Raw genomic sequence first — 23,698 nt, 5'->3', positions numbered from 1 at the left:
GGCCCGCCAATTTACCCGCACAGCGGATCCGGCCAAACCTGACGGCCCTGTAAACGAGAACCGCTCGCAACGTGGGTCTCGCCTACCGGCGCGATAGATATCGAGTAGTTGTTCTGATTCCGTCGAAGTAGGACAATTGCCGGCTTCACGTCACCATCAGCGACTTTGAATGGCCTTCCTTGCACTCGGTATTAACCACAAGACTGCTTCAGTAGACGTCCGCGAGCGCGTGGCTTTTACCCCTGAGCAGCTGGTTGAGGCCTTGCAGCAGCTCTGCCGACTCACCGACAGCCGCGAAGCTGCGATCCTCTCCACCTGCAATCGCAGTGAACTCTATATAGAACAGGATCACCTGTCGGCGGATGTCGTGCTGCGCTGGCTGGCCGAATATCATCATTTGAGCTACGACGAGCTGCGCGAAAGCGCCTATGTGCATGAAGATGATGCGGCAGTTCGTCACATGATGCGGGTGGCCTCCGGGCTCGACTCGCTGGTGTTGGGCGAGCCGCAGATTCTCGGCCAGATGAAGTCGGCCTATGCCGTGGCTCGCGAGGCGGGCACCATCGGGCCATTGCTCGGGCGGCTGTTCCAGGCCACGTTCAACGCGGCCAAGCAGGTGCGCACCGACACGGCCATCGGCGAAAACCCGGTATCGGTGGCATTTGCCGCGGTGAGCCTGGCCAAGCAGATTTTCAGCGACCTGCAACGCAGCCAGGCCTTGTTGATCGGTGCCGGCGAGACCATCACCCTGGTCGCCCGCCATCTGCATGACCTGGGGGTAAAGCGCATCGTGGTCGCCAACCGTACCCTGGAGCGCGCGAGCATCCTGGCCGAACAGTTCGGCGCCCATGCGGTGTTGCTGTCGGATATTCCGGCAGAGCTGGTGCGCAGCGATATCGTCATCAGTTCCACCGCCAGCCAGTTGCCGATCCTGGGCAAGGGTGCAGTGGAAAGCGCCTTGAAACTGCGCAAGCACAAACCCATTTTCATGGTGGATATCGCCGTTCCCCGCGACATCGAACCGGAAGTCGGCGAGTTGGACGACGTTTACCTCTATAGCGTCGACGATCTTCACGAAGTGGTCGCCGAGAACCTCAAGAGCCGCCAGGGCGCTGCCCAGGCCGCCGAAGAGATGGTCTCGGTCGGCGCCGAAGACTTCATGGTCCGCCTGCGTGAATTGGCGGCGGTGGACGTGCTCAAGGCCTATCGTCAACAGAGCGAACGCCTGCGCGACGAAGAATTGCAAAAGGCCCAGCGCATGCTGGCCAACGGCAGCAGCGCCGAAGAGGTGCTGGTGCAACTGGCTCGCGGGCTGACCAACAAACTCTTGCACGCACCGAGCGTGCAGTTGAAAAAGCTCTCTGCCGAAGGTCGCCTGGATGCGCTGGCGATGGCCCAGGAACTCTTTGCCCTCGGTGAGGGCTCATCGGATAGCTTTTCGGATAAAAAACCGCAATGAAAGCGTCACTGCTCAATAAGCTGGATATCCTCCAGGACCGTTTCGAGGAATTGACCGCCCTGCTGGGCGACGGCGAGGTCATTTCCGATCAGAACAAATTCCGTACCTATTCCAAGGAGTACGCGGAAGTTGAACCGATCGTGGGCACCTATAAAGAACTGCTGAAAGTGCAGGATGACCTCGAGGGCGCCCAGGCTCTGCTCAAGGACAGCGACCCGGACATGCGTGAAATGGCCGTGGAAGAAGTCCGCGAGGCCAAGGAGCGCCTGGTCACGCTCGAAGCCGACCTGCAGCGCATGCTGCTGCCCAAGGACCCGAACGACGGGCGCAACGTGTTCCTCGAAATCCGTGCCGGCACCGGCGGCGACGAGGCGGCGATTTTCTCCGGCGACCTGTTCCGCATGTATTCGCGTTACGCCGAGCGTCGTGGCTGGCGGGTGGAAATCCTCTCGGAAAACGAGGGCGAACACGGCGGCTATAAAGAGGTGATTGCCCGGGTCGAGGGCGACAACGTCTACGGTAAGCTCAAGTTCGAATCCGGTGCGCACCGCGTGCAGCGGGTTCCGGCGACCGAATCCCAGGGCCGTATCCATACGTCGGCCTGCACCGTGGCGGTATTGCCCGAGCCGGACGAACAGGAAGCCATCGAGATCAACCCGGCCGACCTGCGCATCGATACCTATCGCTCCTCCGGCGCCGGTGGCCAGCACGTCAACAAGACCGATTCGGCGATCCGCATTACGCACTTGCCGTCCGGCATCGTGGTCGAGTGCCAGGAAGAACGTTCGCAGCACAAGAACCGTGCCCGGGCGATGTCCTGGTTGTCGGCCAAGCTGAACGATCAGCAGACCTCCGCCGCGGCCAACGCCATCGCCAGCGAACGCAAGCTGCTGGTCGGTTCCGGTGATCGCTCCGAGCGCATCCGCACCTACAATTTTGCCCAGGGCCGGGTCACCGACCACCGGGTCAACCTGACCTTGTATTCCCTCGACGAGATCCTCGCCGGCGGCGTCGAGGCGGTGATCGAGCCGTTGCTGGCCGAGTACCAGGCCGATCAACTGGCAGCGATAGGTGAGTAAATGACGATCATCGCCAGTTTGTTGCGTGCCGCCGATCTGCCCGACTCGCCGACGGCGCGTCTGGATGCCGAATTGCTGCTGGCGGCGGCGTTGGGCAAGTCCCGCAGTTTCCTGCACACCTGGCCGGAACGCATCGTGCCGAGCGAAGCGGCGCTGACGTTCGCCGAGTATTTGCAGCGCCGCCGCAGCGGTGAGCCGGTGGCCTATATCCTCGGCCAGCAAGGTTTCTGGAAGCTGGATCTGGAAGTGGCACCACACACGCTGATCCCGCGCCCGGATACCGAACTGCTGGTGGAAGCTGCGCTGGAACTGTTGCCGGCCACACCGGCCAAGGTGCTCGACCTCGGTACCGGCAGCGGCGCGATTGCCCTGGCGTTGGCCAGCGAGCGTCCGGCCTGGAGCGTCACTGCTGTGGATCGCGTGCTGGAAGCGGTGGCCCTGGCCGAGCGCAATCGCCAGCGTCTGCACCTGAACAACACCAAGGTGCTGAGCAGCCATTGGTTCAGTGCCCTGGAAGGTCAGCGTTTTGAGCTGATCATCAGCAATCCGCCCTACATTGCAGCGACCGATCCGCATCTGGTCGAGGGCGATGTGCGCTTCGAGCCGGCGAGCGCCCTGGTGGCTGGTGTCGACGGGCTCGACGATCTGCGTCTGATCGTCGACCAGGCACCGGATCATCTCGACGCTGGCGGCTGGCTGATGCTCGAACACGGTTACGATCAGGCCGAGGCGGTCCGCGACCTGCTCCTGACCCGCGGTTTTGAAGAAGTCCACAGCCGCACCGATCTGGGCGGTCACCAACGCATCAGTCTGGGGCGCCTGCCGTGCTGAATGATCAGGAGTTGCTGCGTTACAGTCGGCAGATTCTGCTGCAACACATCGATATCGACGGCCAGTTGCGGCTCAAGGACAGCCGCGTATTGATCGTCGGGCTCGGCGGCCTTGGCGCACCAGTGGCGCTGTATCTGGCGGCCGCCGGCATTGGCGAGATGCACCTGGCGGACTTCGACACGGTCGACCTGACCAACCTGCAACGCCAGATCATTCACGACACCGACAGCATCGGCATGGGCAAGGTCGATTCAGCGATCAAGCGCCTGACGGCGATCAATCCCGAGATTCAACTGGTCGCCCATCGTTCGGCGCTGGATGAGGATTCCCTGGCCGCCGTGGTGGCCGGGGTAGATCTGGTCCTCGATTGTTCTGACAATTTTTCCACCCGTGAAGCGGTCAATGCCGCTTGCGTGGCGGCCGGCAAACCGCTGGTCAGCGGCGCGGCGATTCGCCTCGAAGGTCAACTGTCGGTGTTCGATCCGCGTCGGCCGGAGAGTCCGTGCTACCACTGTTTGTATGGGCACGGCAGCGAAGCCGAGCTGACATGCAGCGAGGCCGGCGTGGTCGGGCCGTTGGTGGGGCTGGTTGGCAGTCTGCAAGCCCTCGAAGCGCTGAAGTTGCTGGCCGGATTCGGTGAGCCGCTGGTGGGGCGCCTGCTGTTGATCGATGCCTTGGGTACACGCTTCCGTGAGTTGCGGGTCAAGCGCGATCCGGGTTGCAGCGTCTGTGGGTCGAAACATGCGTGAAGCGCCGATTGGCGTGTTCGACTCCGGTGTCGGCGGGCTCTCGGTACTGGCCGAGATCCAGCGTTTGCTGCCCAACGAGACACTGATGTACGTCGCCGATTGCGGCAATGTTCCCTATGGCGAGAAAACCCCGGCATTTATCCAGCAGCGTTGCAGCGTGATGGCCGACTTCTTTCAGCAGCAGGGCGCCAAGGCCCTGGTGCTGGCCTGCAATACGGCAACGGTGGCCGGCGTCGCCGACTTGCGTCGCGACTATCGCGATTGGCCCATCGTCGGCATGGAGCCGGCCGTCAAGCCGGCCGCCGCCGCAACCCGCTCCGGCGTGGTCGGGGTGCTGGCCACCACCGGCACCTTGCAGAGCGCCAAGTTCGCCGCGTTGCTCGACCGCTTCGCCACGGACGTGAAAGTGATCACCCAGCCCTGTCCCGGGCTGGTGGAGCTGATTGAAAACGGCGATCTGCAGAGCGCCGAGCTGCGTCAGCTGTTGGCCGGGTATGTCGAGCCACTGCTGGCGGTTGGCGCAGACACTCTGATTCTCGGCTGCACCCATTACCCCTTTCTCAAGCCGATGCTCCGGCAGATGATCCCCGCCGACATCAGCCTGATCGATACCGGAGCCGCCGTCGCGCGGCAACTCCAGCGGCTTTTGGCTGAACGCGAACTGCTTGCCGCCGGGCCTGCCCGTGAAGCGCAGTTCTGGACCAGCGCTGATCCGCTTCATTTCAGAAATATCTTGCCGATACTGTGGAATACCTCTGGCGTTGTGCGAAGCTTCAACCGGTAGAAGGCTGTCTGGGGGGGAGTACGAAAAATCGGGGTGAACTTCTGATAAATCGCTGACTTCTATAGTTTTGCTGGGCCAGGCAACAAAAAAATCATACGAAATCGTTCGGAAAAGGAAGTTTCTAGTGAAGCGACTATTCTGCTTGGCCGCGATTGCGGCCACATTAATGGGGCACACCTTGACTGCGCAGGCGGCAGGTGTGGAGTTCGCGGTTGGTCAGACCAGCGATTCGACCATGACGTATCGACTGGGCATGCAATTCGACTGGGACCAGAGTTGGTGGCAGAGCGACGTGGGTCGTCTGACCGGTTACTGGGATGGCGCCTACACCTATTGGGAGGGTGACGAGAAATCCAGTAACCACAGCCTGTCGTTCTCGCCTGTGCTCGTTTATGAATTTTCCGGCCAGAACGTCAAACCCTACGTCGAGTTCGGGATTGGCGTGGCGGCGTTTGCCAGCACCGAAGTCGAAAGCAGCGATCTGGGCAGCGCCTTCCAGTTTGAAGACCGCTTTGGATTCGGTTTGCGCTTTGCCGGCGGACATGAAGTCGGGGTTCGTGCGACGCACTATTCCAATGCCGGGATCACCACTCCGAACGATGGTGTAGAGAGTTACGCATTGCATTACACGATGCCGTTGTAAGACGCAACGCGGTACTAAATGTGGGAGCGGGCTTGCTCGCGAAAGCAGTGGATCAGTCGACATTTTAATTGACTGACCTGACGCTTTCGCGAGCAAGCCCGCTCCCACATTTGTTTCAGGGTGAAATTGAATTCAGCGATACGCCGTCGAAATCCCCAGGCGTTCGTCGATGCATTCCGGTGCGCCCATCTCGAACTCCCGGCAGATCAGCGGACGTTTTTCGTAGATGGTGCACATCATCGTGTTGCGATCCAGTGCGGCACACCAGCCGTCGTCCAGACGCAGCATGACTTCCCCGCCCCAGTCATCGGTATCGATGAACCGTTCAGGCACACCCGTGTCGGTGATCAGCATGACTTCGAGCTGGCAGCAGCAGGCTGCGCAGGTCGAGCACGTGACCGCGGGTTCCGCGATTTGCGTATGGGGGATGGTTTTCATGCCGCGCAGTGTAAGGCAGTCACCCGGTGCTGTGTGAAAGGTCTGACGGACGCCCAGGTATCGGCGCGTCCGGGATACCGCTGCCGATGATGGCGATTTTCAGGGTTGGTCCTTGATCGGTGGCTGACTGCGCACCATGCGTTTGCCGATCTCCAGTTTCACTTGGTCCGGCCGTTTGGAGAGCGGCCAGAGGGCAGCCATGAACGCAGCCGGGAACGCGATTTCCAGCGGGCGGTCCTTGAGCTTTTCGAAGATGTGCCGTGCGGCTTTCTCCACCGGCCAGCTCAAGGGCATGGGAAAACCGTTTTTCGCCGTCAGTGGCGTTTCGACAGCCCCGGGGCTGATCACTGTGAGTTCTATGCCTTCAGGGGCCAGGTCGATGCGCAGGGATTCGAACAGGTAACGCAGCCCGGCCTTTGAGGTGCCATACGCCTCTGCCTCGGGCAGTGGCAGGTAAGTTACCGTGCTGGCCATGGCCACCATATGGGGTGCGGTGCCGGCACGCAGCAAAGGCAGGGCGGCGTCGATGCAATAGCTACTGGCCAACAGGTTGGTACGCAACACGTGCTCGATAATCGACGCATCGAACTGCCTGGCATCCACGTACTCGCTGGTGCCGGCATTGAGTATCACGGTGTCCAGCGAGCCCCAGTCCTCGGCAATCTGTTCGCCGATCTCGCGCACGGTCTGGCTGTTGGTCAGGTCACCGGCCACCACCAGCACTTGCCCCGGATAGCGTTGCGACAATACTTTCAACTGCGCCACCGAGCGCGAACTGACGGCCAGGTGCGCACCGGTTTTCAGGATTTCTTCGGCCAGGGCGACACCGATGCCGCTGCTGGCGCCGGCCAGCCAGTATCGTCGTGAGAGCGTACGACTCATCCCAATCTCCTTTTCAGCCAGGCCATTGCCCGGCCCAATACGGGTAAATGTTGATCAAGCAGAACCCCAGCATCGAGCTAATCCCGGTGGCGGTCATTCATGACCCAGCGGCGGCGTATTGCCGTGACGGCAGGTTTTTGAACGCCGTCAACGCTCGCGTGCGGGATGTACTCAAGTCGACGATCGGTGAAGGGTAATCCACCCCACCAAAAAGGCCGCCGAGATTGGCGGGGTTGTGCACATCTTTTTTATTCAGCCCTGCCAACTCCGGCAGCCATCGCTTGATGAATACACCTTCGGGATCGAATTTTTCCGATTGACTCAGCGGGTTGAAAATCCGGAAGTAAGGCGCCGAGTCGGTGCCGGTGGAAGAGCTCCATTGCCAACCACCATTGTTCGCCGCCAGGTCGCCATCGATCAGGTGACGCATGAAAAAGCGTTCGCCTTCGCGCCAGTCGATCAGCAGGTTCTTGGTCAGGAACATCGCCACCACCATGCGCAGGCGGTTGTGCATCCAGCCGGTGGTCAACAGTTGGCGCATGGCGGCGTCGATGATTGGCAAGCCGGTGCGCGCCTGTTGCCAGGCGGCCAGTTCATCGGGAGCGTTGCGCCAGGCCAGCGCTTCGGTTTCCGGGCGAAACGCGCGGTGTCGGGACACTCGCGGGTAGCCCACCAAGATGTGTTTGTAGAATTCGCGCCACAGCAGTTCGTTGATCCAGGTGACGGCGCCGGTGTTGCCGCTTTCGAACTCACCCTGATTGCTGTTCAACGCGGCGTGCAGGCATTGGCGAGGAGAAATCACCCCGGCGGCAAGATAGGCCGAGAGCTGACTGGTACCGGGTTTTGCCGGGAAGTCGCGTTCGTTCTGGTAGTGCTCGATCTGCGCTTCGCTAAAGTTGTCGAGGCGACGCCGGGCTTCGGTTTCGCCGGCCGGCCACAGGCTTCGCAGGTGATCACCGGGTGTTGCGAAACCCTCGACGCTCAAGGGGATCGCATCGCTGGCAATGTTCAGCGGCGCTTGTTTGTGCGGTGCGCGGACCAGGCTGGGCAGCGCGTGGTGCAGTCGTTCGTAGCAGACTTTGCGGAACTGGCTGAAGACCTGAAAGTAAGTGCCGGTCCGGGTCAGCACGCTTCCGGGCTTGAACAGCAATTGATCGAGGTAGCGGTGAACTTCGATGCCTTCGGTCTGTAGCGTCCGGGCGACCGCAGCATCGCGACGGGACTCGTGAATGCCGTACTCATCATTGAGGTGCAACGCGTCGACCTGCCACTGCCGGCACAGGTTCAGCAGTACGCTGGGCGCGTCATCCCAGCGGGGTGCCTGGCGGATCAGCAGGGGAATGTTCAGTTGAGCCAGTTCACGGCTCAGTTCGCGCAGGTTACGCAGCCAGAAGTCCACTTTGCAGGGCGCATCGTCGTGTTCCAGCCATTGCTCCGGACTCAGCAGGTACACCGCCACGCAGGGGCCACGAGCCGCGGCGGCCGAGAGGGCAGTGTTGTCATGTAGACGCAAGTCGCTGCGCAGCCAGATCAATTGCATAGAGGAATCCACGCGATTCATTTAAATCAGCCCGCGCTGAACGAGTGCCTGATGTGCCGACAATGGATCTTCGGCCAGGTACAAGTCAGCGATCTCGGTGGTACTTGCGGACAACTCGGCGTGGTGGATGCACACCGTTGGTCCGGCAATCATTTTTGGGCAACTGACACCTTTGAAAAGTTTCGGCAGTTGCGCCAGGTTCATGGCCTTGCTGGAGTACAGCAGAACCCCACGGGGTTGCAGCAGTTCGACCGCCAATGCCAGTTCGCCGACAGGCAGCGGCCCGTCGAAGACCTCCACCGGGCAATCCGCGCTGCTGATCAGCCAGGCCGTGAGCCACAGCTGAGGTTCCATGGGCAGGTCCGAGTGGTTGATCAACAGCATTGGCGCGGTGCGCAACTGACGATTGTCATGGTAGATGCGTGCGCCGAATTTGCTGCGTAGCCAGGCACAAAAAAAGCCCCGTTCCATCTGCGCACCGAATTGGCCTTGCCAGCGTTGCTCCAGAGCGGCCAGCAATGGCATCAGCAATTGCTCGCACAGGGTTCGCGGCGGATACAGCGCCATCGCCTGATTGACGTTGTCATCCAGGGCGCGTTCCTGCAATTCGCTGACTGCCTGCAGCAACGTTAGCAGCAAGGTGTGCCAGTCGTTGTCGACGGACTCGCTGAATACTTGCGGCGTATCGAGCAATTCCTTGACCTGGCTGACGGCGACGCCACGGTTGAGCCAAGTGAGGATGGCCTGGATGCGTTGTACATGGTCGGCCGAGAACAGCCGATGCCCCTTGGGTGTGCGTTGCGGCACGATCAGACCGTAGCGCCGCTCCCAGGCGCGCAGGGTCACGGCGTTGACGCCGGTCAGGCGCGCCACTTCGCGGATCGGCAGCCAGCCTTCGTCCAACGCCTTTTCAAAGTCATCGCCGAGGTCTTCGCGGGCGCTGGTGTCGAGTGTCTTTTTCATCAGATGGCGTTTCGCAGGCTGAGGTTTTCCGGGTGCGGTTGCAGATAGACCTGCTGTGCGATGTACGGATCGGGGTGTTGGCGAAAGTGATGTTTGAGCAGCGTCAACGGCACCACCAGCGGCACGATGCCTTGGTGGTACTGGCTGATCAGCTGTTGCACTTCCTGCTTGTCTTCGCGGCTGATGGCCTGTTTCAGGTAACCGCTGATGTGTTGCAGGACGTTGGTATGGGTGCGGCGGGTGGCGCACTTTTTCAGCGCCGCCATCAATTCGCTGAAATATCGGGGACCCAGTTCCTGCGGATCGTTTTTGCCCATGCTGCCCAGCAGGTGGCCCAGGGCTTTGTATTGCACCGGGTTGTGGGCCATCAGCAGGTATTTGTAGCGTGAGTGAAAGTCCGTGAGGCCGCGCCGGGTCAGGCCTTCCTGGCGTAGCTGCTGCCAGGCGCTGTAGGCGAATACGCGGGTGAGAAAATTTTCCCGAAGCACCGGATCGTTGAGCCGGCCGTCTTCCTCCACCGGCAAATCCGGGTGTCGCAGACAGAAGGCCCGGGCGTAGATCCCGCGACCGCCACTGTCCGCTCGTGTGCCGTTGGCGTGGTAGACCTTGACCCGCTCCAGGCCGCAGGACGGGGAATTTTGCATGAAGATATAACCGCAAATATCCCCCAGCTGCGCTGCCATGTCCCGGCCGTAGGTGGCCAGCGGTTGTGTCACGTTCAGGTTGTGATCCAGTGTTCCCACGGCTTCGGGTTGATCGGCGCCACTCACCAGTCGAATCGGTTGGCGGGGTACGCCGAGGCCGATGGCCACTTCCGGGCAGACCGGGATGAAATCGAAGTAATCAGTGAGGGTACGGCTGCATAGCCGCGACTCCTTGTGCCCGCCGTTGAAGCGCACATCGAGTCCCATCAGGCAGGCGCTGATGGCTATTTTCGGTTTGACGGGGACGTGGGACATCGGAACACCTCGAATCTGAACCTGTACAAACATTTGCGTCTGTACAAGATAACTTCATCATAGATTCGAAGTTGTACAAGTCAAATTTTTTGTATAGGTTTTCTCGGCGCAATGCCCCTCCCTGTAGGAGCTGCCGAAGGCTGCGATCTGTTGATCTTGAAAAACAAAATCAAAAGATCGCAGCCTTCGGCAGCTCCTGCGGTTCATTGCAGGTGTTCATGCAAGCGGCGGGCAGCTTCCTGACCGCTTAGCCAGGCACCTTCGACACGTCCGGACAGGCACCAGTCGCCACAGGCGTACAGCCCCAGGTCGGCATCGGCCAGGGTGCCCCATTCGTGACTGCTGGCGGGGCGGGCGTAGAGCCAGCGGTGGGCGAGGCTGAAGCTCGGCGCAGGCATGGAGTCGTGCAGCAGTTCGGCAAACGCGCCGTGCAACTGCTCGATCACCGCTTCCTTGGGCAGGTCGATGTGTTGCCGGCTCCAGGCGCTCGTGGCATGCAGCACCCAGGTGTCGAGAGTGTTGTCGCGCCCGGGTTTGCTGCGGTTGCGGGCCAGCCAGTCGAGTGGGCTGTCCTGTACGAAGCAGCCTTCCATGGGCGTTTCCAGCGGCGTTTCGAAGGCCAGGGCAATGGCCCAGGTCGGGTCCATTTTCACCCCGGCGGCGGCCCCTGCGAGTTTCGGCGCCGATGCCAGCAAAGCCGTGGCCTGCGGCGCCGGCGTGGCGACGACGACGTGGCTGAAGGGGCCGTGGGTGAAGCCCTCGGCGTCCTGCAGATGCCAGTGTTCTTCCCCGCGATAGACCTCAGTGATCCGGCAGGCGAAATGCACTTCAAGATCACCGATCAGGGCGCGGGTGATGGCACTCATGCGCGGCGTGCCGACCCAGCGGGTCTGCTCGTCCGGCGACAGGTTGAGCTGACCGCCATGGTAGGTGTACAGCTGCGGCGTCCACTCGGCGACCCAGCCTCTGGCCTGCCAGCGCTGGACTTCCGTGACAAAGCGGCGGTCGCGGGCGGTGAAGTACTGCGCGCCCATGTCCAGAGCACCCGCATCGCTGCGCTTGCTCGACATACGCCCGCCGCTACCGCGGCTTTTATCGAAAAGTTGAACCACGTGCCCGAGGTCCGTCAGGGCCTGGGCGGCGGAGAGTCCGGCAATGCCGGTGCCGATGATTGCGATAGGTACAGTCATAGGGGCCTCGTTTACCTTTCTGTACAGACTACGCCGGGGTTCAAACCTGTACAATATTGTTTTTTGGTATAACTTTTAGCGTTCTCGTTCTGACAGCTTGGCCTATTGTTAACCATAGAGCCTGCTCGATACCAAAGATCCCTGCTTATAAAAATAGACTAGTGGACAGGGTAAAACGCCACGCGAGGAAGAAGTCATGCACATATTGCTGACCGGCGGTACTGGTTTGATAGGACGTCAGCTCTGCCGGCACTGGTCCGGGCAGGGCCATCGCCTGACAGTCTGGAGTCGCAAGCCTGAAAAAGTCGCGAAAACCTGTGGTGCCCAAGTGCGTGGAATTGCCCGGTTGGAGGATCTGGGGCAGGAACCGGTGGATGCGATCGTCAATCTTGCCGGCGCGCCGATTGCCGACCGACCCTGGACGCACAAGCGTAAAGCCTTGTTGTGGAGCAGTCGGATCACGCTGACTGAAACCCTGCTGGCGTGGCTTGAGCGTCGCGAGCAGAAACCCCGGGTGTTGATTTCCGGTTCGGCCGTCGGCTGGTATGGCGACGGTGGCGAACGCGAACTGACCGAGGACTCGGGGCCGGTCAGCGAAGACTTTGCCAGCCAGCTATGCATCGCCTGGGAAGAAACCGCGCAACGGGCTGAAGCACTGGGCATTCGCGTCATCCTCATTCGAACCGGGTTGGTGCTGTCGGCCGAGGGCGGCTTTTTGTCGCGGCTGTTACTGCCCTTCAAGCTGGGACTGGGGGGGCCGATTGGCAACGGCCGGCAATGGATGCCATGGATTCATATCGACGATCAAATCGCTCTGATTGATTTTCTTCTGCATCGCAACGAGGCCAGCGGTCCCTATAATGCGTGCGCACCCAAACCGGTGCGCAACCGCGAGTTTGCCAAGACGTTGGGCACCGTACTGCATCGCCCGGCATTCATGCCGATGCCGGCCTTCGCATTGAAGATCGCGCTGGGCGAGTTGTCCTTGCTGTTGCTGGGTGGCCAACGGGCCACGCCGGTTCGCTTGTTACAGGCGGGTTTCACTTTTCAGTTCACGGATTTGCGCGCGGCTCTGGATGATTTGTCCGCTCGCCTTTGAAATAGGATGTTGCATGACCGATCACGCGTTGCTTCTGGTCAACCTGGGTTCACCTGCCTCCACCTCGGTGGCGGATGTGCGCAGCTACCTCAATCAATTTCTGATGGACCCGTACGTGATCGACCTGCCATGGCCGGTGCGGCGCTTGCTGGTATCGCTGATCCTGATCAAGCGTCCCGAGCAATCGGCCCATGCCTATGCCTCGATCTGGTGGGGCGAGGGCTCGCCCCTGGTGGTGCTCAGCCGTCGCCTGCAACAAGCCATGACTGCCCAGTGGCAGCACGGCCCGGTCGAGCTGGCGATGCGCTATGGCGAGCCTTCGATTGAGTCAACCCTGGTGCGCATGGCCGCCGCGGGGCACAAGCGGATAACCCTGGCGCCGCTTTATCCACAGTTCGCCGACAGCACCACGACTACGGTCATCGAAGAGGCCAAGCGCGTGGTGCGTGAGAAAAACCTCGACGTACAGTTGTCGGTGCTCCAGCCGTTCTACGATCAACCCGAGTACCTCGATGCGCTGGCTGCCACGACCAAGCCCTATCTGGAGCAGGATTTCGATCACTTGCTGATGAGCTTTCACGGCTTGCCGGAACGGCATCTGAAGAAACTCAACCCCGGTCACAGCTTCGACGGTGGCGGTGATTGCTGCGCCGGAGCGCCACCGGAGGTGGTCGCCACCTGTTATCGCGGCCAATGCCTGCGTACGGCGGCAGAGGTCGCCAAGCGCATGGGGCTACCGGAGGGCAAGTGGTCGGTGTCGTTCCAGTCGCGCCTGGGGCGTGCCAAATGGATCGAACCCTACACTGAGGCGCGCCTCGATGAGTTGGCTAAAAGCGGCGTGAAAAAGATTCTGGTGATGTGCCCGGCGTTCGTTGCCGATTGCATCGAGACCCTGGAAGAGATCGGTGATCGCGGCAAGGAGCAATTCCGCGAGGCGGGGGGAGAGGAGTTGGTGCTGGTGCCGTGCCTCAACGACGACCCGCAATGGGCGCGGGCGTTGAGTGCGTTGTGCGAGCGCGCGCCGTTGGTCCTTTAAAAGCTTCGTCGGAACGCCGCCCGGAGCAAGCCCGCTCCCACATTTGATCGGTGCTGGACACAATATATGTGTACACCGAAATCCAATGTGGGAGCGGGCTTGCTCGCGAAGAGGCTCTTACAGTCAGCGAAAAATCCGAACCTGCTTAGATCAGCGGCTCATTCGCCTTTTTGTGCTTCCAGCTGTCATTGCCCGGCAGGATCAGGTTCAAGCCAATCGCCACCACCGCGCATAGTGCGATGCCTTTGAGGCCGAAGTCGTCCGGCCCCGTGCCGGTGCCGATCAGTACACCGCCGATCCCGAACACCAGGGTCACCGACACAATCACCAGATTGCGCGCCTCGCCCAGATCGATCTTGTGGCGGATCAGTGTGTTCATCCCCACCGCCGCGATCGAACCGAACAGCAGGCACAGAATCCCGCCCATCACCGGCACCGGAATGCTTTGCAGCAGCGCACCGAACTTGCCGATGAACGCCAGGCTGATGGCGAAGATCGCCGCCCAGGTCATGATTTTCGGATTGTAGTTTTTGGTCAGCATGACCGCACCGGTCACTTCGGCGTAGGTGGTGTTGGGCGGGCCGCCAAACAGACCGGCCGCCGTGGTGGCAATGCCGTCGCCGAGCAGGGTGCGGTGCAGGCCGGGCTTCTTCAGGTAATCGCGACCGGTCACGCTACCCACGGCAATCACGCCGCCGATGTGTTCGATGGCCGGGGCCAAAGCCACCGGAACGATGAACAGGATCGCCTGCCAGTTGAATTCCGGCGCGGTGAAGTGCGGGATGGCGAACCAGGGTGCCGCAGCGATCTTCGCGGTATCGACCACGCCGAAGTAGAACGACATGCCGAAGCCCACCAGCACGCCGGAGATGATCGGCACCAGGCGAAAGATGCCCTTGCCGAAAACCGCAACGATCAGCGTGGTCAGCAGTGCAGGCATCGAGATCATCATCGCCGTCTGGTAATGAATCAATTCACTGCCGTCACCGGCCTTGCCCATGGCCATGTTGGCGGCAATCGGTGCCATCGCCAGGCCAATCGAAATGATCACCGGCCCGATCACCACCGGCGGCAGCAGGCGGTCGATGAAACCGGTGCCTTTGATCTTCACCGCGAGACCGAGGAAGGTATAGACGAAACCCGCCGCCATCACGCCGCCCATGGTCGCGGCCAGGCCGAACTGGCCCTTGGCGAGAATGATCGGGGTGATGAAGGCAAAGCTCGATGCCAGGAACACCGGCACCTGGCGCCCGGTGACGATCTGGAACAGGATCGTCCCCAGGCCGGCCGTAAACAGCGCCACATTCGGGTCGAGACCGGTGATCAGCGGCATCAACACCAGGGCGCCGAAGGCCACGAACAGCATCTGTGCACCCGACAGCACCGTGCGCCAGAGCGGATCGTTGAACTCTTGCTGCATGGTCACGCGTCCTTCTGCTTGGTGCCGAAGATCTTGTCACCGGCATCGCCCAGCCCTGGGATGATGTAACCGTGTTCGTTCAGTTTTTGATCAATGGACGCGGTATAGATGATCACGTCCGGGTGAGCCTTCTCGACCACGGCGATGCCTTCTGGCGCAGCGACCAGCACCATGGCACGGATGTCCTTGCAGCCGGCTTTTTTCAGCAGGTCGATGGTTGCAACCATCGAGCCGCCGGTGGCGAGCATCGGGTCGATGATCATGGCCAGGCGTTCGTCGATTTCCGGCACCAGCTTCTCGAGGTAGGTGTGGGCCTCGAGGGTTTCCTCGTTGCGGGCCACACCCACGGCGCTGACTTTGGCGCCCGGGATCAGGCTGAGCACGCCTTCGAGCATGCCGATGCCGGCACGCAGGATCGGCACCACGGTAATTTTCTTGCCGGCGATTTTCTCGACCGACACAGTGCCGCACCAGCCATCGATATCGTAGGATTCCAGCGGCAGGTCTTTGGTGGCTTCATAGGTCAACAGGGCACCGACTTCCTGAGCGAGCTCACGGAAATTCTTGGTGCTGATGTCTGCGCGGCGCATTAGGCCAAGTTTATGACGGATCAGCGGGTGGCGGATCTCATGGATGGGCATGGGGAAAGGCTCCGGCGGCGGGCAAAAAAACCGGCCTAGATTAATCTATCCGAGGGTGTTGTCCTATAGACATACAGTACGTTAGTCCACAAACGCTTGATCTGGCCTCGCTTGATGCGTACCTTTGCCCGCTTTTCCTGAATCCGCCATCCCCTGGAGAGCACCATGTCCGCTGATCTCGAGCATATCCGTCAAATCATGCGAGAGGCTGACTGCCTGTACACCGAAGCTGAAGTCGAGGCGGCCATCGCCCGCGTCGGTGCACAAATCAACGATCAACTGGCGGATTCCAATCCGGTGGTGTTCTGCGTGATGAACGGCGGGCTGATTTTCTCCGGCAAGCTGCTGACCTATCTGCACTTCCCGCTGGAAGCGTCCTACCTGCACGCTACCCGCTATCGCAACGAAACCAGCGGTGGCGACCTGTTCTGGAAGGCCAAGCCGGAAGTGTCCTTCATCGACCGTGATGTGTTGATCATCGATGACATCCTCGACGAGGGTCACACCCTGGGTGCGATCATCGACTTCTGTAAGCACGCTGGCGCACGTAAAGTGCACACCGCTGTGCTGATCGATAAAGACCACGACCGCAAGGCCCGTCCGGACCTCAAGGCCGATTTCGTCGGTCTGCCGTGCGTCGACCGCTACATCTTCGGTTACGGTATGGACTACAAAGGCTACTGGCGTAACGCCAACGGGATTTTCGCCGTTAAAGGAATGTAAGACATGGATACGCCGCGTTTTCTGGATCAGACCTTGTTTGCCGAGCTGGCCGGGAAAGCCGCGGCCAATCCTCGCGGGCGCCAGCATCACAATTTTCATCAGATGGAAGACGCTTGCCATCGCATGGCGGTGGGGCTGCAGCCGTCCACCTATATCCCGCCTCACCGGCACTTGGGTGACAACAAGGCCGAAACCCTGTTGGTCCTCAAGGGACGGCTGGGCGTGCTGATCTTTGACGAGACCGGCATGGTGCTGAGCAAGACCGTGCTCGAGGCCGGTGGCGACTGTGTTGGCGTGGACCTGCCAACCGGTGTGTTCCACGGTCTGGTGGTGCTGGAGGCCGACAGCCTGATGTTCGAATGCAAGGCCGGTCCTTACCGTCCGGTCGGTGAAGGCGAGCTGGCGCACTGGGCGCCGCGCGAAGGCGAGCCCGGTGTTGCCGAGTATCAGGCCTGGATGCACGCGCAGTTCGATTGATTTTCTTCCTGTGGGAGCGGGCTTGCTCGCGAAGAGGGAGTGTCAGTCAACATCAAGCCGACTGACACACCGCTTTCGCGAGCAAGCCCGCTCCCACAGGGTGTCGTGTTCACAGCCTCACGTCCGCTCGCCCATGCTAGAGTGCTCGGCCCCGATTCCGGAGCCTGCCATGTACCCTTTTATCCGCAGCTGCGCCGCCCTGTTGCTGACCCTCAGCCTGCCTCTGGCCGCCGCCCCGGCGCTCATGCACAGTCAATTTCTGCCGCCGGACGATCTCACTCTGCGCGCTGCTGATCCCGAGCAGCAGCAACTGATGCAGGTCACCGATTATTCGGTGGTGGTCGGTGCTCAGCGTCAATCCAGTCAACAGCCGATTCCGGTCACTTCGCCGTTGCTGATTCGTCTCAAGGGCAAATCCCTGAACAAGGGCGCTACCATCAGTCAGGTGCTGGTCAATTTCGATGGTGAAAGCAAAAGCCTGAAGAAGCCGGTTTACGACGAGCCGAGCAAGACTCTGACCCTCTATTATCCGCTGGCGCAATACCGGGTGGTGATCGACTTGCTGCGCAACGATACGGTGTATTGCCAGTTTCTCAGCTACGCCAATGGCCATGTATGGGCCGATCTGCATACCGGCAGCACTCGTGCGCGTTGAGCCCTGTGCCTGCGCGGGGGTAAACTGCCCGCCCCGTGAAATGTCTGCGAGCTGGAGTCGGCAATGCGTAAAGATAAAAAACAAGTGATTGGTGACGAGATCGGCGATGAGCAGATCAAGTTGTTCCTCGATTTCGAGCCGGTCGACGCGACTTCTCCGTCCCTGCACAAACTGGTCAAGGCCTACCGTGGCCTGCGTATCGACGATTTCGAGCGTTTCTTGACGTTCTTCGTCGAAGCGGGTTACGACGTGAATGGAAAGGATGAGCACGGCAATGACTTTGTTGCCCTGATCAAGGATCAGCGCAATGCGCCGGATTACATCGAGTTGATCGAGAAGGTTCGCGGTTAAGATCAGGAAATCGCAGCCTTCGGTAGCTCCACAAGGAGCGATCTTTCAAAGGCATAAAAAAACGCCCCGCTCTCAATGAGAACGGGGCGTTTTTCATGGGGCCGAATCAAGCGTAGCTTTCGGTCTCGCTGCTGGCTTCAACCAGTTCCAGGGCAACGTTGTTCTGCGTGCTGATCTTGCGATACAGCGCAGCGTCGGTTTCCAGAACTTTCTCCCGGGCCGGGAAGATTTCTGCCAGTTTGCCAGCCCATTCGCCCTTGGCTTTGCTCGGGAAGCATTTCTCGATCAGCTCGAGCATGATCGAAACAGTCACCGATGCACCAGGCGAAGCACCGAGCAATGCAGCCAGGGAACCGTCCTTGGCCGCGACCAGTTCGGTACCGAATTGCAGGATGCCGCCTTTTTTCGGGTCTTTCTTGATGATCTGCACCCGTTGTCCGGCCACTTCCAGGCGCCAGTCTTCGGCTTTCGCCTCCGGGTAGAAGCGACGCAGGGACTCCAGGCGCTGCTCCATAGACTGCATCACTTCGCTGACCAGGTACTTGGTCAGGTCCATGTTGTTTTTCGCCACGGCCAGCATCGGGCCGATGTTGCCGGCGCGAACCGACATCGGCAGGTCCATGAAGGAACCGTGCTTGAGGAACTTGGTGGTGAAGCCGGCGTACGGTCCGAACAGCAGGGACTTCTTGCCATCGACCACGCGGGTGTCCAGGTGCGGCACGGACATTGGCGGTGAACCTACGGCAGCCTGGCTGTAGACCTTGGCCTGGTGGTGCTTGACCACTTCCGGGTTGTCGCAGCGCAGCCACTGGCCGCTGATCGGGAAGCCGCCGAAGCCTTTGCTCTCTTCGATGCCCGAGGCTTGCAGCAGTGGCAGTGCCGCGCCGCCAGCGCCGAGGAAGACGAATTTGGCGTCGACTTCACGGGTATTGCCGCTGTTGACGTCCTTGATGCTGACGGTCCAGCCGCCGTTGCTGCGCTTGAGGCCGGTCACGCGCTTGCAGTACTTGACCTGGGCATCGGGTGCGCTGGTCAGGTGCTTGAGCAACTGGTTGGTCAGAGCGCCGAAGTTAACGTCGGTGCCATTGATCACGCGGGTGGCGGCAAGGGTTTCGCCGGGGTCGCGCCCAGGCATCATCAATGGCATCCACTCTGCCATTGTCGCCTTGTCTTCGGTGTACTCCATGTCGGCGAAAGCGTGGTGCTTGCTCAGCACCTTGAAACGTTCCTTGAGGAAGGACACGCCGCTTTCACCCTGCACGAAACTCAGGTGTGGCACCGGGCTGATAAACGATTTGCACGAGCCGAACGTGCCTTTTCTGGTCAGGTACGACCAGAATTGCTTCGACACCTCGAACTGGGTGTTGATGTGCACGGCTTTCTTGATGTCGACGGCGCCATCGGCTGCCTGCGGCGTGTAGTTGAGCTCACACAGCCCGGCGTGACCGGTACCGGCGTTGTTCCAGGGGTTGGAACTCTCCGCGGCACCGGAGTCCATCAGCTCGACGACTTCCAGCTTGATCGCGGGGTTGAGCTCTTTGAGCAGCACTGCAAGGGTGGCACTCATGATGCCGGCCCCAACCAGTACTACGTCGACTGCTTCGTTATGCGCCATTTAACGCGTCTCCAAAATCTGCAGCACCAAATTGTCGGCATGGCTGCCAGGCGTTCCAGGGCGTGTCAATGTGGCCCCAGGGTATTCATGGCAGTATCGCCATGTCCGAATCTTCGCAATTTATCGCAACTTCGACGGACGCTACCTGCCGGGTCTAATAAGAGTCATATGAACTCATTTCAACGTGCGACTGGCAATTCGACTTATGGTCGATACATCCGTTTGTGCAACCAAATCCGTAGCGGACAGGCTTCAGGCTCCGGTGTTCGAGGAATACTCGGTCCTGTGTCGTTGGGCTGTTGTAGACGCTAATGGTGCATGTTCAGACGCAAAACTATTCATTTGCTCGCCACACTCTTGTGAAGTTGTGAAAACCCGTTTTTTTCACGCTCTTTTGAAGACGTGAACCTCAAAAAGGGCTGTCCCAGCCTGGCACCGTGCCCGGATGGATTGCCGCCATGGGATACAGGGCAGGCAAAACGGGCAAACAGCTCAGTGACCGAGCGTAATGACAGCTCTGCAGATTCGCGAAAAGTGGAGGTTTTGCTCAACAAAACAGCAAGCGCGCCAGCTTCACTCGATCTGTGTGGGCGGCTCTCTGTGGGCGGTGCGGGGTGTCAACACAAGCGCATTGACGATGCTGCGAGGCCCGATCAGGAGACGTCCTTATAATCGGGGGGAGATTGTATCTAAGAAACGCAGGGAAATGGTCGTGTTTAATGACTTTTATTAGGTGTTTGGTCAGGTTGTCAGCAGTTGCTGTGCACGCGAGCGTGGCTGGTACGGTTGCGAAACGACGCGGGCGCCGGCCGGCAGCGGCTGATTCAGCCAATTCAGGCGGATTTCCTCGATTTCAACCCAGCCATCTCCCATGGGCTGCAAGCTGCACTGCTTGAAGGCCTGGCAGTGGCCGTTGCGGTCGAGCAGGGCGAAGCAACGGTGCAACGGGCGGGGCGCGAACAGAGAGATCAGATGGCGCATGGTGAAGTACCGTGTGGGTGATTGCCAGGAAGATTGCCTGTAGGCCATTACGTGCAAGTGTAGGAGGGGTGACATCTGTGTGACATGAACTGCAATCCCCAGGGGTTGTCAGAGATTTCATCAAACACTGTGAGGTGCTGGTTCCCCGCAGTGGCGCACCGCTATACTGCCGGCCTGTTTGTGCCTGATTCTGGAGAGAAGAGCATGTTGCAACGCCTGTTGTTCGGTTTGATCACTGTGACCAGTTTGACCCTGGTTGGCTGCGCCCACAGCCCGCAACAACTGAGCCCGGAACCCAAGCTGACCGCCCAGTTGGCCCCGGTCGGCCATGGCCAACCCGTCGTGGTGCGTGTCGTGGACGGTCGCCCGTCGCCGACGCTGGGCACCCGTGGTGGCCTGTACCCGGAGACCAGCGCGATCACCGTGCAGGGCGCGCAGATCCTGCCGAAGCTGCAGGCCCAGGCTGAAGCCGCCGTGCGTCTGTTGGGCTTTACCCCGACGAACAACGCCATGAATGCGCCGCAACTGACCGTGACCCTGGCGGAATTGAAGTACCAGTCGCCCAAGGAAGGCATGTACGTGACCGAAGCCACCATCGGCGCGACGTTCCGCTCGGATGTGCAGAACGCCAACCGTCGCTACAGCGGTCGTTATGGTTCCTCCCTGGACCAGCGCTTCGGCATGGCGCCGAACCAGGAAACCAACACCAAGCTGGTCAGCGATGTGCTGAGCGACGCGTTGACCCGCCTGTTCAAGGACCCGACCGTAGGCCAGATTCTCGGCGAGTAATGCGAGCCCCTGTAGGAGCGAGCCTGCTCGCGATGGTCGTTAACGATTACGCGGGGAATCTGATACCCCGCGGCGTCCTCAAGTCCATCGCGAGCAAGCTCGCTCCTACAGGGGGCAAGGAAATCAGGCAGCCTGCGAGTAGAAATCCAGCACACTCACACCCGTCAGCAAGTCCGTTTCCGGCAAATCCGCATGTTGATGCCCGCCCAGGGCGCAATACACCAGCCAGTGGCGATCCTGAACGTTGAAGGCGAGGCTGCCGACGAGGGCTTGTTGTTCTTCGCTGGGGATGATGAGGTAGAGACGATCCTGGTTTTCGGCGTGGAGCATGACGTGATCCGTGTCGGTTTAGAGACGCGCATGTTCGCTGATACAGATGACGAAGCCGTGACTCAGGACAGCCATTGATCAAAAGCTTCGTTATTTGTCGGAAACCGAGGGCAGGGGCGCAGGCTTTCGGTAGAATCCGCGCCGCGGTCGCCCGTCCGGCAACTGCTACCTGTTTGACTTGAGGTTTGTGATGTCGCTGCACTTGATGACACTGTTTACCGCCCATCCCGCCAAACTGATCAATCTGCTGGCCTTGCTCTTTGCCTTCCCGGGCGGCTGGTTGCTGCACGCCACCCGTCGCCGCGAACTGCGTGCGATGGCCAGTTTGCAGGCGCAGCGCCAGAGCAGCCCGAACGTAGAGCCCACGCTGGATTGGGCGACCTTGCGCATGAACCGCTTTTTCTACATCTTCGGTTTTGCCTGCATGGGGATGGCGCTGCTGGTGTCCTGGATCAGCACTCAGGTCTGAACCTTTTCAAGCAAAAGATCGCAGCCTTCGGCAGCTCCTACAGGGGCACATCAATCCCGTGCAGGAGCTGCCGAAGGCTGCGATCTTTTGATCTTGACCGCTTACAGCGGCAACCCTGCCTTCACCCGGTACTGATTACGCACCGGCGTTGCATATTGCAGCACCAGGTAAGGACGATGCTCTTGCGGGCAAGCGTCCAGGCGGCGTTGCCATTCTTCCTGGGCCTTGGCCAGTTCTTGGGCCGGGAACACCTCGGCGGCCTTCGGCACCTGCAACTGCGGATCAGCGTCTTTCCACTGCGCGTAAGCCAGGTAGTGCACCGGGAACAAGCGATAGCCGCTGAGGATTTGCTTGTCCATCTCGACCGCCAATTGCTTGGTGTCTTCGAACAGTTCGGTGATCGGCGCGGCAAAGTTCACATGCACCCGGCCCTTGTAGCCGGTGATGCCCTTGGCGATGCTCACGTCATCCTCGCCCGGCACCTTGGTGTAGCCGCCGGTGGTGGCGCGGATGTAAAGCTCGCGGGCCTTGGCCTGATCGCAGGGGTCGTACTCGTAGCTGATCGACACCGGGGTCAGGTTCAGCGACTGAATGACTTCGCCGAACGGCTCGTCCTTGCGGCTCATGTGGAACATCTTGAGGATCGCCGATTCGGTACGGTCGTCACCGTCCTTGGCGCGGCCCTCGGCCTGGGCGATCCAGATCGAGGCGCAATCGTTGCGGATCGAATGGTTGATATACGCCGACAGCAATTGATAGGCCGCCATTTTCTCCCGGCGACCGCTGATTGAGCGGTGCACGATGAAGCTCTTGTTCAGGCGCATCAGGTCGCTGACGAAAGGCTTTTGCAGCAGGTTGTCGCCAATGGCAATGCGCGGGGTCGGCAGGCCGGCGTGGTACACGGCGTAGTTGACGAAGGCCGGGTCCATCACGATATCGCGGTGGTTGGCGATAAACAGGTAGGCACTGCCGGACTTGAATTGCTCCACCCCGGTATAAGTGACACCGTCGGTGGCGCGCTCGATGGTGTGGTCGACGTAAACCTCGACTTTGTCCTGTAACGTGGCCACACAGGTCACGCCGGCAAACTCACGGCGCAGCCGATGGGCTATAAGAGGTTTGAGCGCCCAGCCTAAAGCGCCGGCAAAACGCGGGAAGCGGAAGTGGGTGAGGATATCTAGAAACGCCTTGTCGCCGAGCAGCCGGTCCAGCACCGCTGGGACTTCGCTGTCGTCGTAAGGTCGGATGGCATCGAATTCGCCCATCATGCTCTCTTGTTAGAAACGGCTAGGGTAAGTAAAGGTTTTGTTCGAAAACCGGCGGGGCACGGTCTGAAAAAGTAGCCAGACAAAATAGCCCTGCAAATAGACCGGCGATTATACGCACAAGTCACCTGGGAGACCGCGATGCTGGAAAACGCAGTGTATGAATGTCCGTATTGTGGTGAGGAGGTAGAGACTACTCTGGATTTGTCCGGTGGCGATCAGACCTACATCGAGGACTGTCAGGTGTGCTGCCGGCCGATAACCTTCGTGTTGCAGGTTCATGAAGAGGAATGGCATCTCGAAGTGTTCAGTGAAAATGAATGAGGAACG

The 23,698-nt window shown here is 60.2% G+C and carries 27 protein-coding genes and 1 pseudogene; 15 read left to right on the top strand and 13 right to left on the bottom strand.

What is annotated here, in order from left to right:
• Nucleotides 1-169: 169 nt before the first annotated feature.
• The 6 genes from hemA (at nucleotide 170) to AC3WN7_RS05170 (ending at nucleotide 5,545) form a co-directional block, all read left to right on the top strand.
• The gene (gene hemA / locus AC3WN7_RS05195) at nucleotides 170-1,459 is read left to right on the top strand and encodes a glutamyl-tRNA reductase (protein ID WP_007973881.1); all 1,290 of its coding nucleotides are present in this window, start codon (nucleotides 170-172) and stop codon (nucleotides 1,457-1,459) included.
• On the top strand, nucleotides 1,456-2,538 hold the full coding sequence (gene prfA / locus AC3WN7_RS05190) for a peptide chain release factor 1 (RefSeq protein ID WP_007973879.1): 1,083 nt from the start codon (nucleotides 1,456-1,458) through the stop codon (nucleotides 2,536-2,538). The genes hemA and prfA overlap by 4 nt, the downstream gene beginning before the upstream one ends.
• A complete protein-coding gene (prmC, locus tag AC3WN7_RS05185) occupies nucleotides 2,539-3,369 on the top strand; it encodes a peptide chain release factor N(5)-glutamine methyltransferase (protein WP_102673420.1) in 831 nt (276 codons plus the stop codon). It abuts the gene before it with no gap.
• On the top strand, nucleotides 3,363-4,118 hold the full coding sequence (locus AC3WN7_RS05180) for a molybdopterin-synthase adenylyltransferase MoeB (RefSeq protein ID WP_102673419.1): 756 nt from the start codon (nucleotides 3,363-3,365) through the stop codon (nucleotides 4,116-4,118). Before prmC ends, AC3WN7_RS05180 begins: the two co-directional genes overlap by 7 nt.
• Nucleotides 4,111-4,902 carry a glutamate racemase gene (murI, locus tag AC3WN7_RS05175; protein ID WP_102673418.1) on the top strand — a complete coding sequence of 264 codons (792 nt, stop codon included), beginning with the start codon at nucleotides 4,111-4,113 and terminating at the stop codon, nucleotides 4,900-4,902. The genes AC3WN7_RS05180 and murI overlap by 8 nt, the downstream gene beginning before the upstream one ends.
• A gap of 124 nt (nucleotides 4,903-5,026) precedes the next feature.
• Entirely contained in the window at nucleotides 5,027-5,545 is a 519-nt protein-coding gene (locus tag AC3WN7_RS05170) for an acyloxyacyl hydrolase (RefSeq protein ID WP_095965576.1), read from the top strand.
• A gap of 132 nt (nucleotides 5,546-5,677) precedes the next feature.
• On the opposite strand, the gene AC3WN7_RS05165 is transcribed toward AC3WN7_RS05170, so the two are convergent.
• The 7 genes and pseudogenes from AC3WN7_RS05165 to AC3WN7_RS05135 form a co-directional block, all read right to left on the bottom strand.
• Entirely contained in the window at nucleotides 5,678-5,983 is a 306-nt protein-coding gene (locus tag AC3WN7_RS05165) for a YkgJ family cysteine cluster protein (RefSeq protein ID WP_015096814.1), read from the bottom strand.
• Between the two features lie 99 nt (nucleotides 5,984-6,082).
• A complete protein-coding gene (locus tag AC3WN7_RS05160) occupies nucleotides 6,083-6,865 on the bottom strand; it encodes an SDR family NAD(P)-dependent oxidoreductase (protein ID WP_102673417.1) in 783 nt (260 codons plus the stop codon).
• Nucleotides 6,862-6,957: pseudogene (locus AC3WN7_RS05155) on the bottom strand (transcriptional regulator); the annotation flags it as partial. The pseudogene AC3WN7_RS05155 and the gene AC3WN7_RS05160, both read right to left, overlap by 4 nt.
• Nucleotides 6,958-6,962: 5 nt before the next feature.
• Nucleotides 6,963-8,405: a deoxyribodipyrimidine photo-lyase gene (gene phrB, locus AC3WN7_RS05150; RefSeq protein WP_102673416.1), complete on the bottom strand. Its 1,443-nt coding sequence runs from the start codon at nucleotides 8,403-8,405 to the stop codon at nucleotides 6,963-6,965.
• 21 nt (nucleotides 8,406-8,426) lie between these two features.
• A complete protein-coding gene (locus tag AC3WN7_RS05145) occupies nucleotides 8,427-9,368 on the bottom strand; it encodes a MerR family transcriptional regulator (protein WP_102673415.1) in 942 nt (313 codons plus the stop codon).
• The gene (locus AC3WN7_RS05140; RefSeq protein WP_102673414.1) at nucleotides 9,368-10,327 is read right to left on the bottom strand and encodes a YbgA family protein; all 960 of its coding nucleotides are present in this window, start codon (nucleotides 10,325-10,327) and stop codon (nucleotides 9,368-9,370) included. Before AC3WN7_RS05140 ends, AC3WN7_RS05145 begins: the two co-directional genes overlap by 1 nt.
• A 203-nt stretch (nucleotides 10,328-10,530) precedes the next feature.
• Nucleotides 10,531-11,517 (bottom strand): NAD(P)/FAD-dependent oxidoreductase, encoded by a 987-nt coding sequence (locus AC3WN7_RS05135; protein WP_102673413.1) that lies wholly within the window; start codon nucleotides 11,515-11,517, stop codon nucleotides 10,531-10,533.
• 196 nt (nucleotides 11,518-11,713) lie between these two features.
• On the opposite strand from AC3WN7_RS05135, the gene AC3WN7_RS05130 reads away from it, so the two are divergent.
• Nucleotides 11,714-12,616, top strand: a complete 903-nt coding sequence (locus AC3WN7_RS05130; protein WP_095965570.1) for a TIGR01777 family oxidoreductase — start codon at nucleotides 11,714-11,716, stop codon at nucleotides 12,614-12,616.
• A gap of 13 nt (nucleotides 12,617-12,629) precedes the next feature.
• Complete coding sequence (gene hemH / locus AC3WN7_RS05125) at nucleotides 12,630-13,652, top strand: ferrochelatase (protein WP_102673412.1); 1,023 nt, start codon at nucleotides 12,630-12,632, stop codon at nucleotides 13,650-13,652.
• 145 nt (nucleotides 13,653-13,797) lie between these two features.
• Here the strand turns inward: hemH and AC3WN7_RS05120 are convergent, their stop codons facing one another.
• Together AC3WN7_RS05120 and upp are read right to left on the bottom strand one after the other, a co-directional pair.
• Nucleotides 13,798-15,072, bottom strand: coding sequence for a uracil-xanthine permease family protein (locus tag AC3WN7_RS05120; RefSeq protein WP_095965568.1), 1,275 nt, complete (start codon nucleotides 15,070-15,072; stop codon nucleotides 13,798-13,800).
• Between the two features lie 2 nt (nucleotides 15,073-15,074).
• Nucleotides 15,075-15,713 carry a uracil phosphoribosyltransferase gene (gene upp / locus AC3WN7_RS05115; protein WP_007973856.1) on the bottom strand — a complete coding sequence of 213 codons (639 nt, stop codon included), beginning with the start codon at nucleotides 15,711-15,713 and terminating at the stop codon, nucleotides 15,075-15,077.
• Nucleotides 15,714-15,878: 165 nt separating this feature from the next.
• Here upp and AC3WN7_RS05110 point away from each other — a divergent pair, with 165 nt between their 5' ends.
• From AC3WN7_RS05110 to AC3WN7_RS05095, 4 genes are all read left to right on the top strand, one after another.
• Complete coding sequence (locus AC3WN7_RS05110; RefSeq protein ID WP_007973854.1) at nucleotides 15,879-16,436, top strand: hypoxanthine-guanine phosphoribosyltransferase; 558 nt, start codon at nucleotides 15,879-15,881, stop codon at nucleotides 16,434-16,436.
• Nucleotides 16,437-16,439: 3 nt separating this feature from the next.
• The gene (locus tag AC3WN7_RS05105; protein ID WP_015096807.1) at nucleotides 16,440-16,913 is read left to right on the top strand and encodes a WbuC family cupin fold metalloprotein; all 474 of its coding nucleotides are present in this window, start codon (nucleotides 16,440-16,442) and stop codon (nucleotides 16,911-16,913) included.
• A 169-nt stretch (nucleotides 16,914-17,082) separates the two neighbouring features.
• Nucleotides 17,083-17,568: a hypothetical protein gene (locus AC3WN7_RS05100; protein WP_102673411.1), complete on the top strand. Its 486-nt coding sequence runs from the start codon at nucleotides 17,083-17,085 to the stop codon at nucleotides 17,566-17,568.
• A gap of 63 nt (nucleotides 17,569-17,631) precedes the next feature.
• The gene (locus AC3WN7_RS05095) at nucleotides 17,632-17,919 is read left to right on the top strand and encodes a PA4642 family protein (RefSeq protein ID WP_007973850.1); all 288 of its coding nucleotides are present in this window, start codon (nucleotides 17,632-17,634) and stop codon (nucleotides 17,917-17,919) included.
• A gap of 106 nt (nucleotides 17,920-18,025) precedes the next feature.
• Here AC3WN7_RS05095 and mqo read toward each other — a convergent pair whose 3' ends face one another.
• Complete coding sequence (mqo, locus tag AC3WN7_RS05090) at nucleotides 18,026-19,534, bottom strand: malate dehydrogenase (quinone) (RefSeq protein ID WP_102673410.1); 1,509 nt, start codon at nucleotides 19,532-19,534, stop codon at nucleotides 18,026-18,028.
• A gap of 741 nt (nucleotides 19,535-20,275) precedes the next feature.
• Entirely contained in the window at nucleotides 20,276-20,515 is a 240-nt protein-coding gene (locus AC3WN7_RS05085; RefSeq protein WP_015096803.1) for a hypothetical protein, read from the bottom strand.
• Nucleotides 20,516-20,719: 204 nt separating this feature from the next.
• On the opposite strand from AC3WN7_RS05085, the gene AC3WN7_RS05080 reads away from it, so the two are divergent.
• A complete protein-coding gene (locus AC3WN7_RS05080; protein ID WP_007973847.1) occupies nucleotides 20,720-21,304 on the top strand; it encodes a YajG family lipoprotein in 585 nt (194 codons plus the stop codon).
• A gap of 123 nt (nucleotides 21,305-21,427) precedes the next feature.
• On the opposite strand, the gene AC3WN7_RS05075 is transcribed toward AC3WN7_RS05080, so the two are convergent.
• Nucleotides 21,428-21,634 (bottom strand): hypothetical protein, encoded by a 207-nt coding sequence (locus tag AC3WN7_RS05075; RefSeq protein ID WP_015096802.1) that lies wholly within the window; start codon nucleotides 21,632-21,634, stop codon nucleotides 21,428-21,430.
• A gap of 190 nt (nucleotides 21,635-21,824) precedes the next feature.
• Between AC3WN7_RS05075 and AC3WN7_RS05070 the strand changes: the two genes are divergently transcribed.
• Complete coding sequence (locus AC3WN7_RS05070; protein WP_007979321.1) at nucleotides 21,825-22,103, top strand: hypothetical protein; 279 nt, start codon at nucleotides 21,825-21,827, stop codon at nucleotides 22,101-22,103.
• Between the two features lie 101 nt (nucleotides 22,104-22,204).
• On the opposite strand, the gene AC3WN7_RS05065 is transcribed toward AC3WN7_RS05070, so the two are convergent.
• The gene (locus tag AC3WN7_RS05065) at nucleotides 22,205-23,368 is read right to left on the bottom strand and encodes a 1-acyl-sn-glycerol-3-phosphate acyltransferase (RefSeq protein WP_172435707.1); all 1,164 of its coding nucleotides are present in this window, start codon (nucleotides 23,366-23,368) and stop codon (nucleotides 22,205-22,207) included.
• 141 nt (nucleotides 23,369-23,509) lie between these two features.
• Between AC3WN7_RS05065 and AC3WN7_RS05060 the strand changes: the two genes are divergently transcribed.
• Nucleotides 23,510-23,692, top strand: a complete 183-nt coding sequence (locus AC3WN7_RS05060) for a CPXCG motif-containing cysteine-rich protein (protein ID WP_008045984.1) — start codon at nucleotides 23,510-23,512, stop codon at nucleotides 23,690-23,692.
• Nucleotides 23,693-23,698: the final 6 nt, after the last annotated feature.

The organism is Pseudomonas sp. FW305-70, assembly GCF_058783925.1.
The sequence above is the reverse complement of the archived record's forward strand: the minus strand, read 5'-3'. Positions and strand labels throughout refer to the sequence as shown.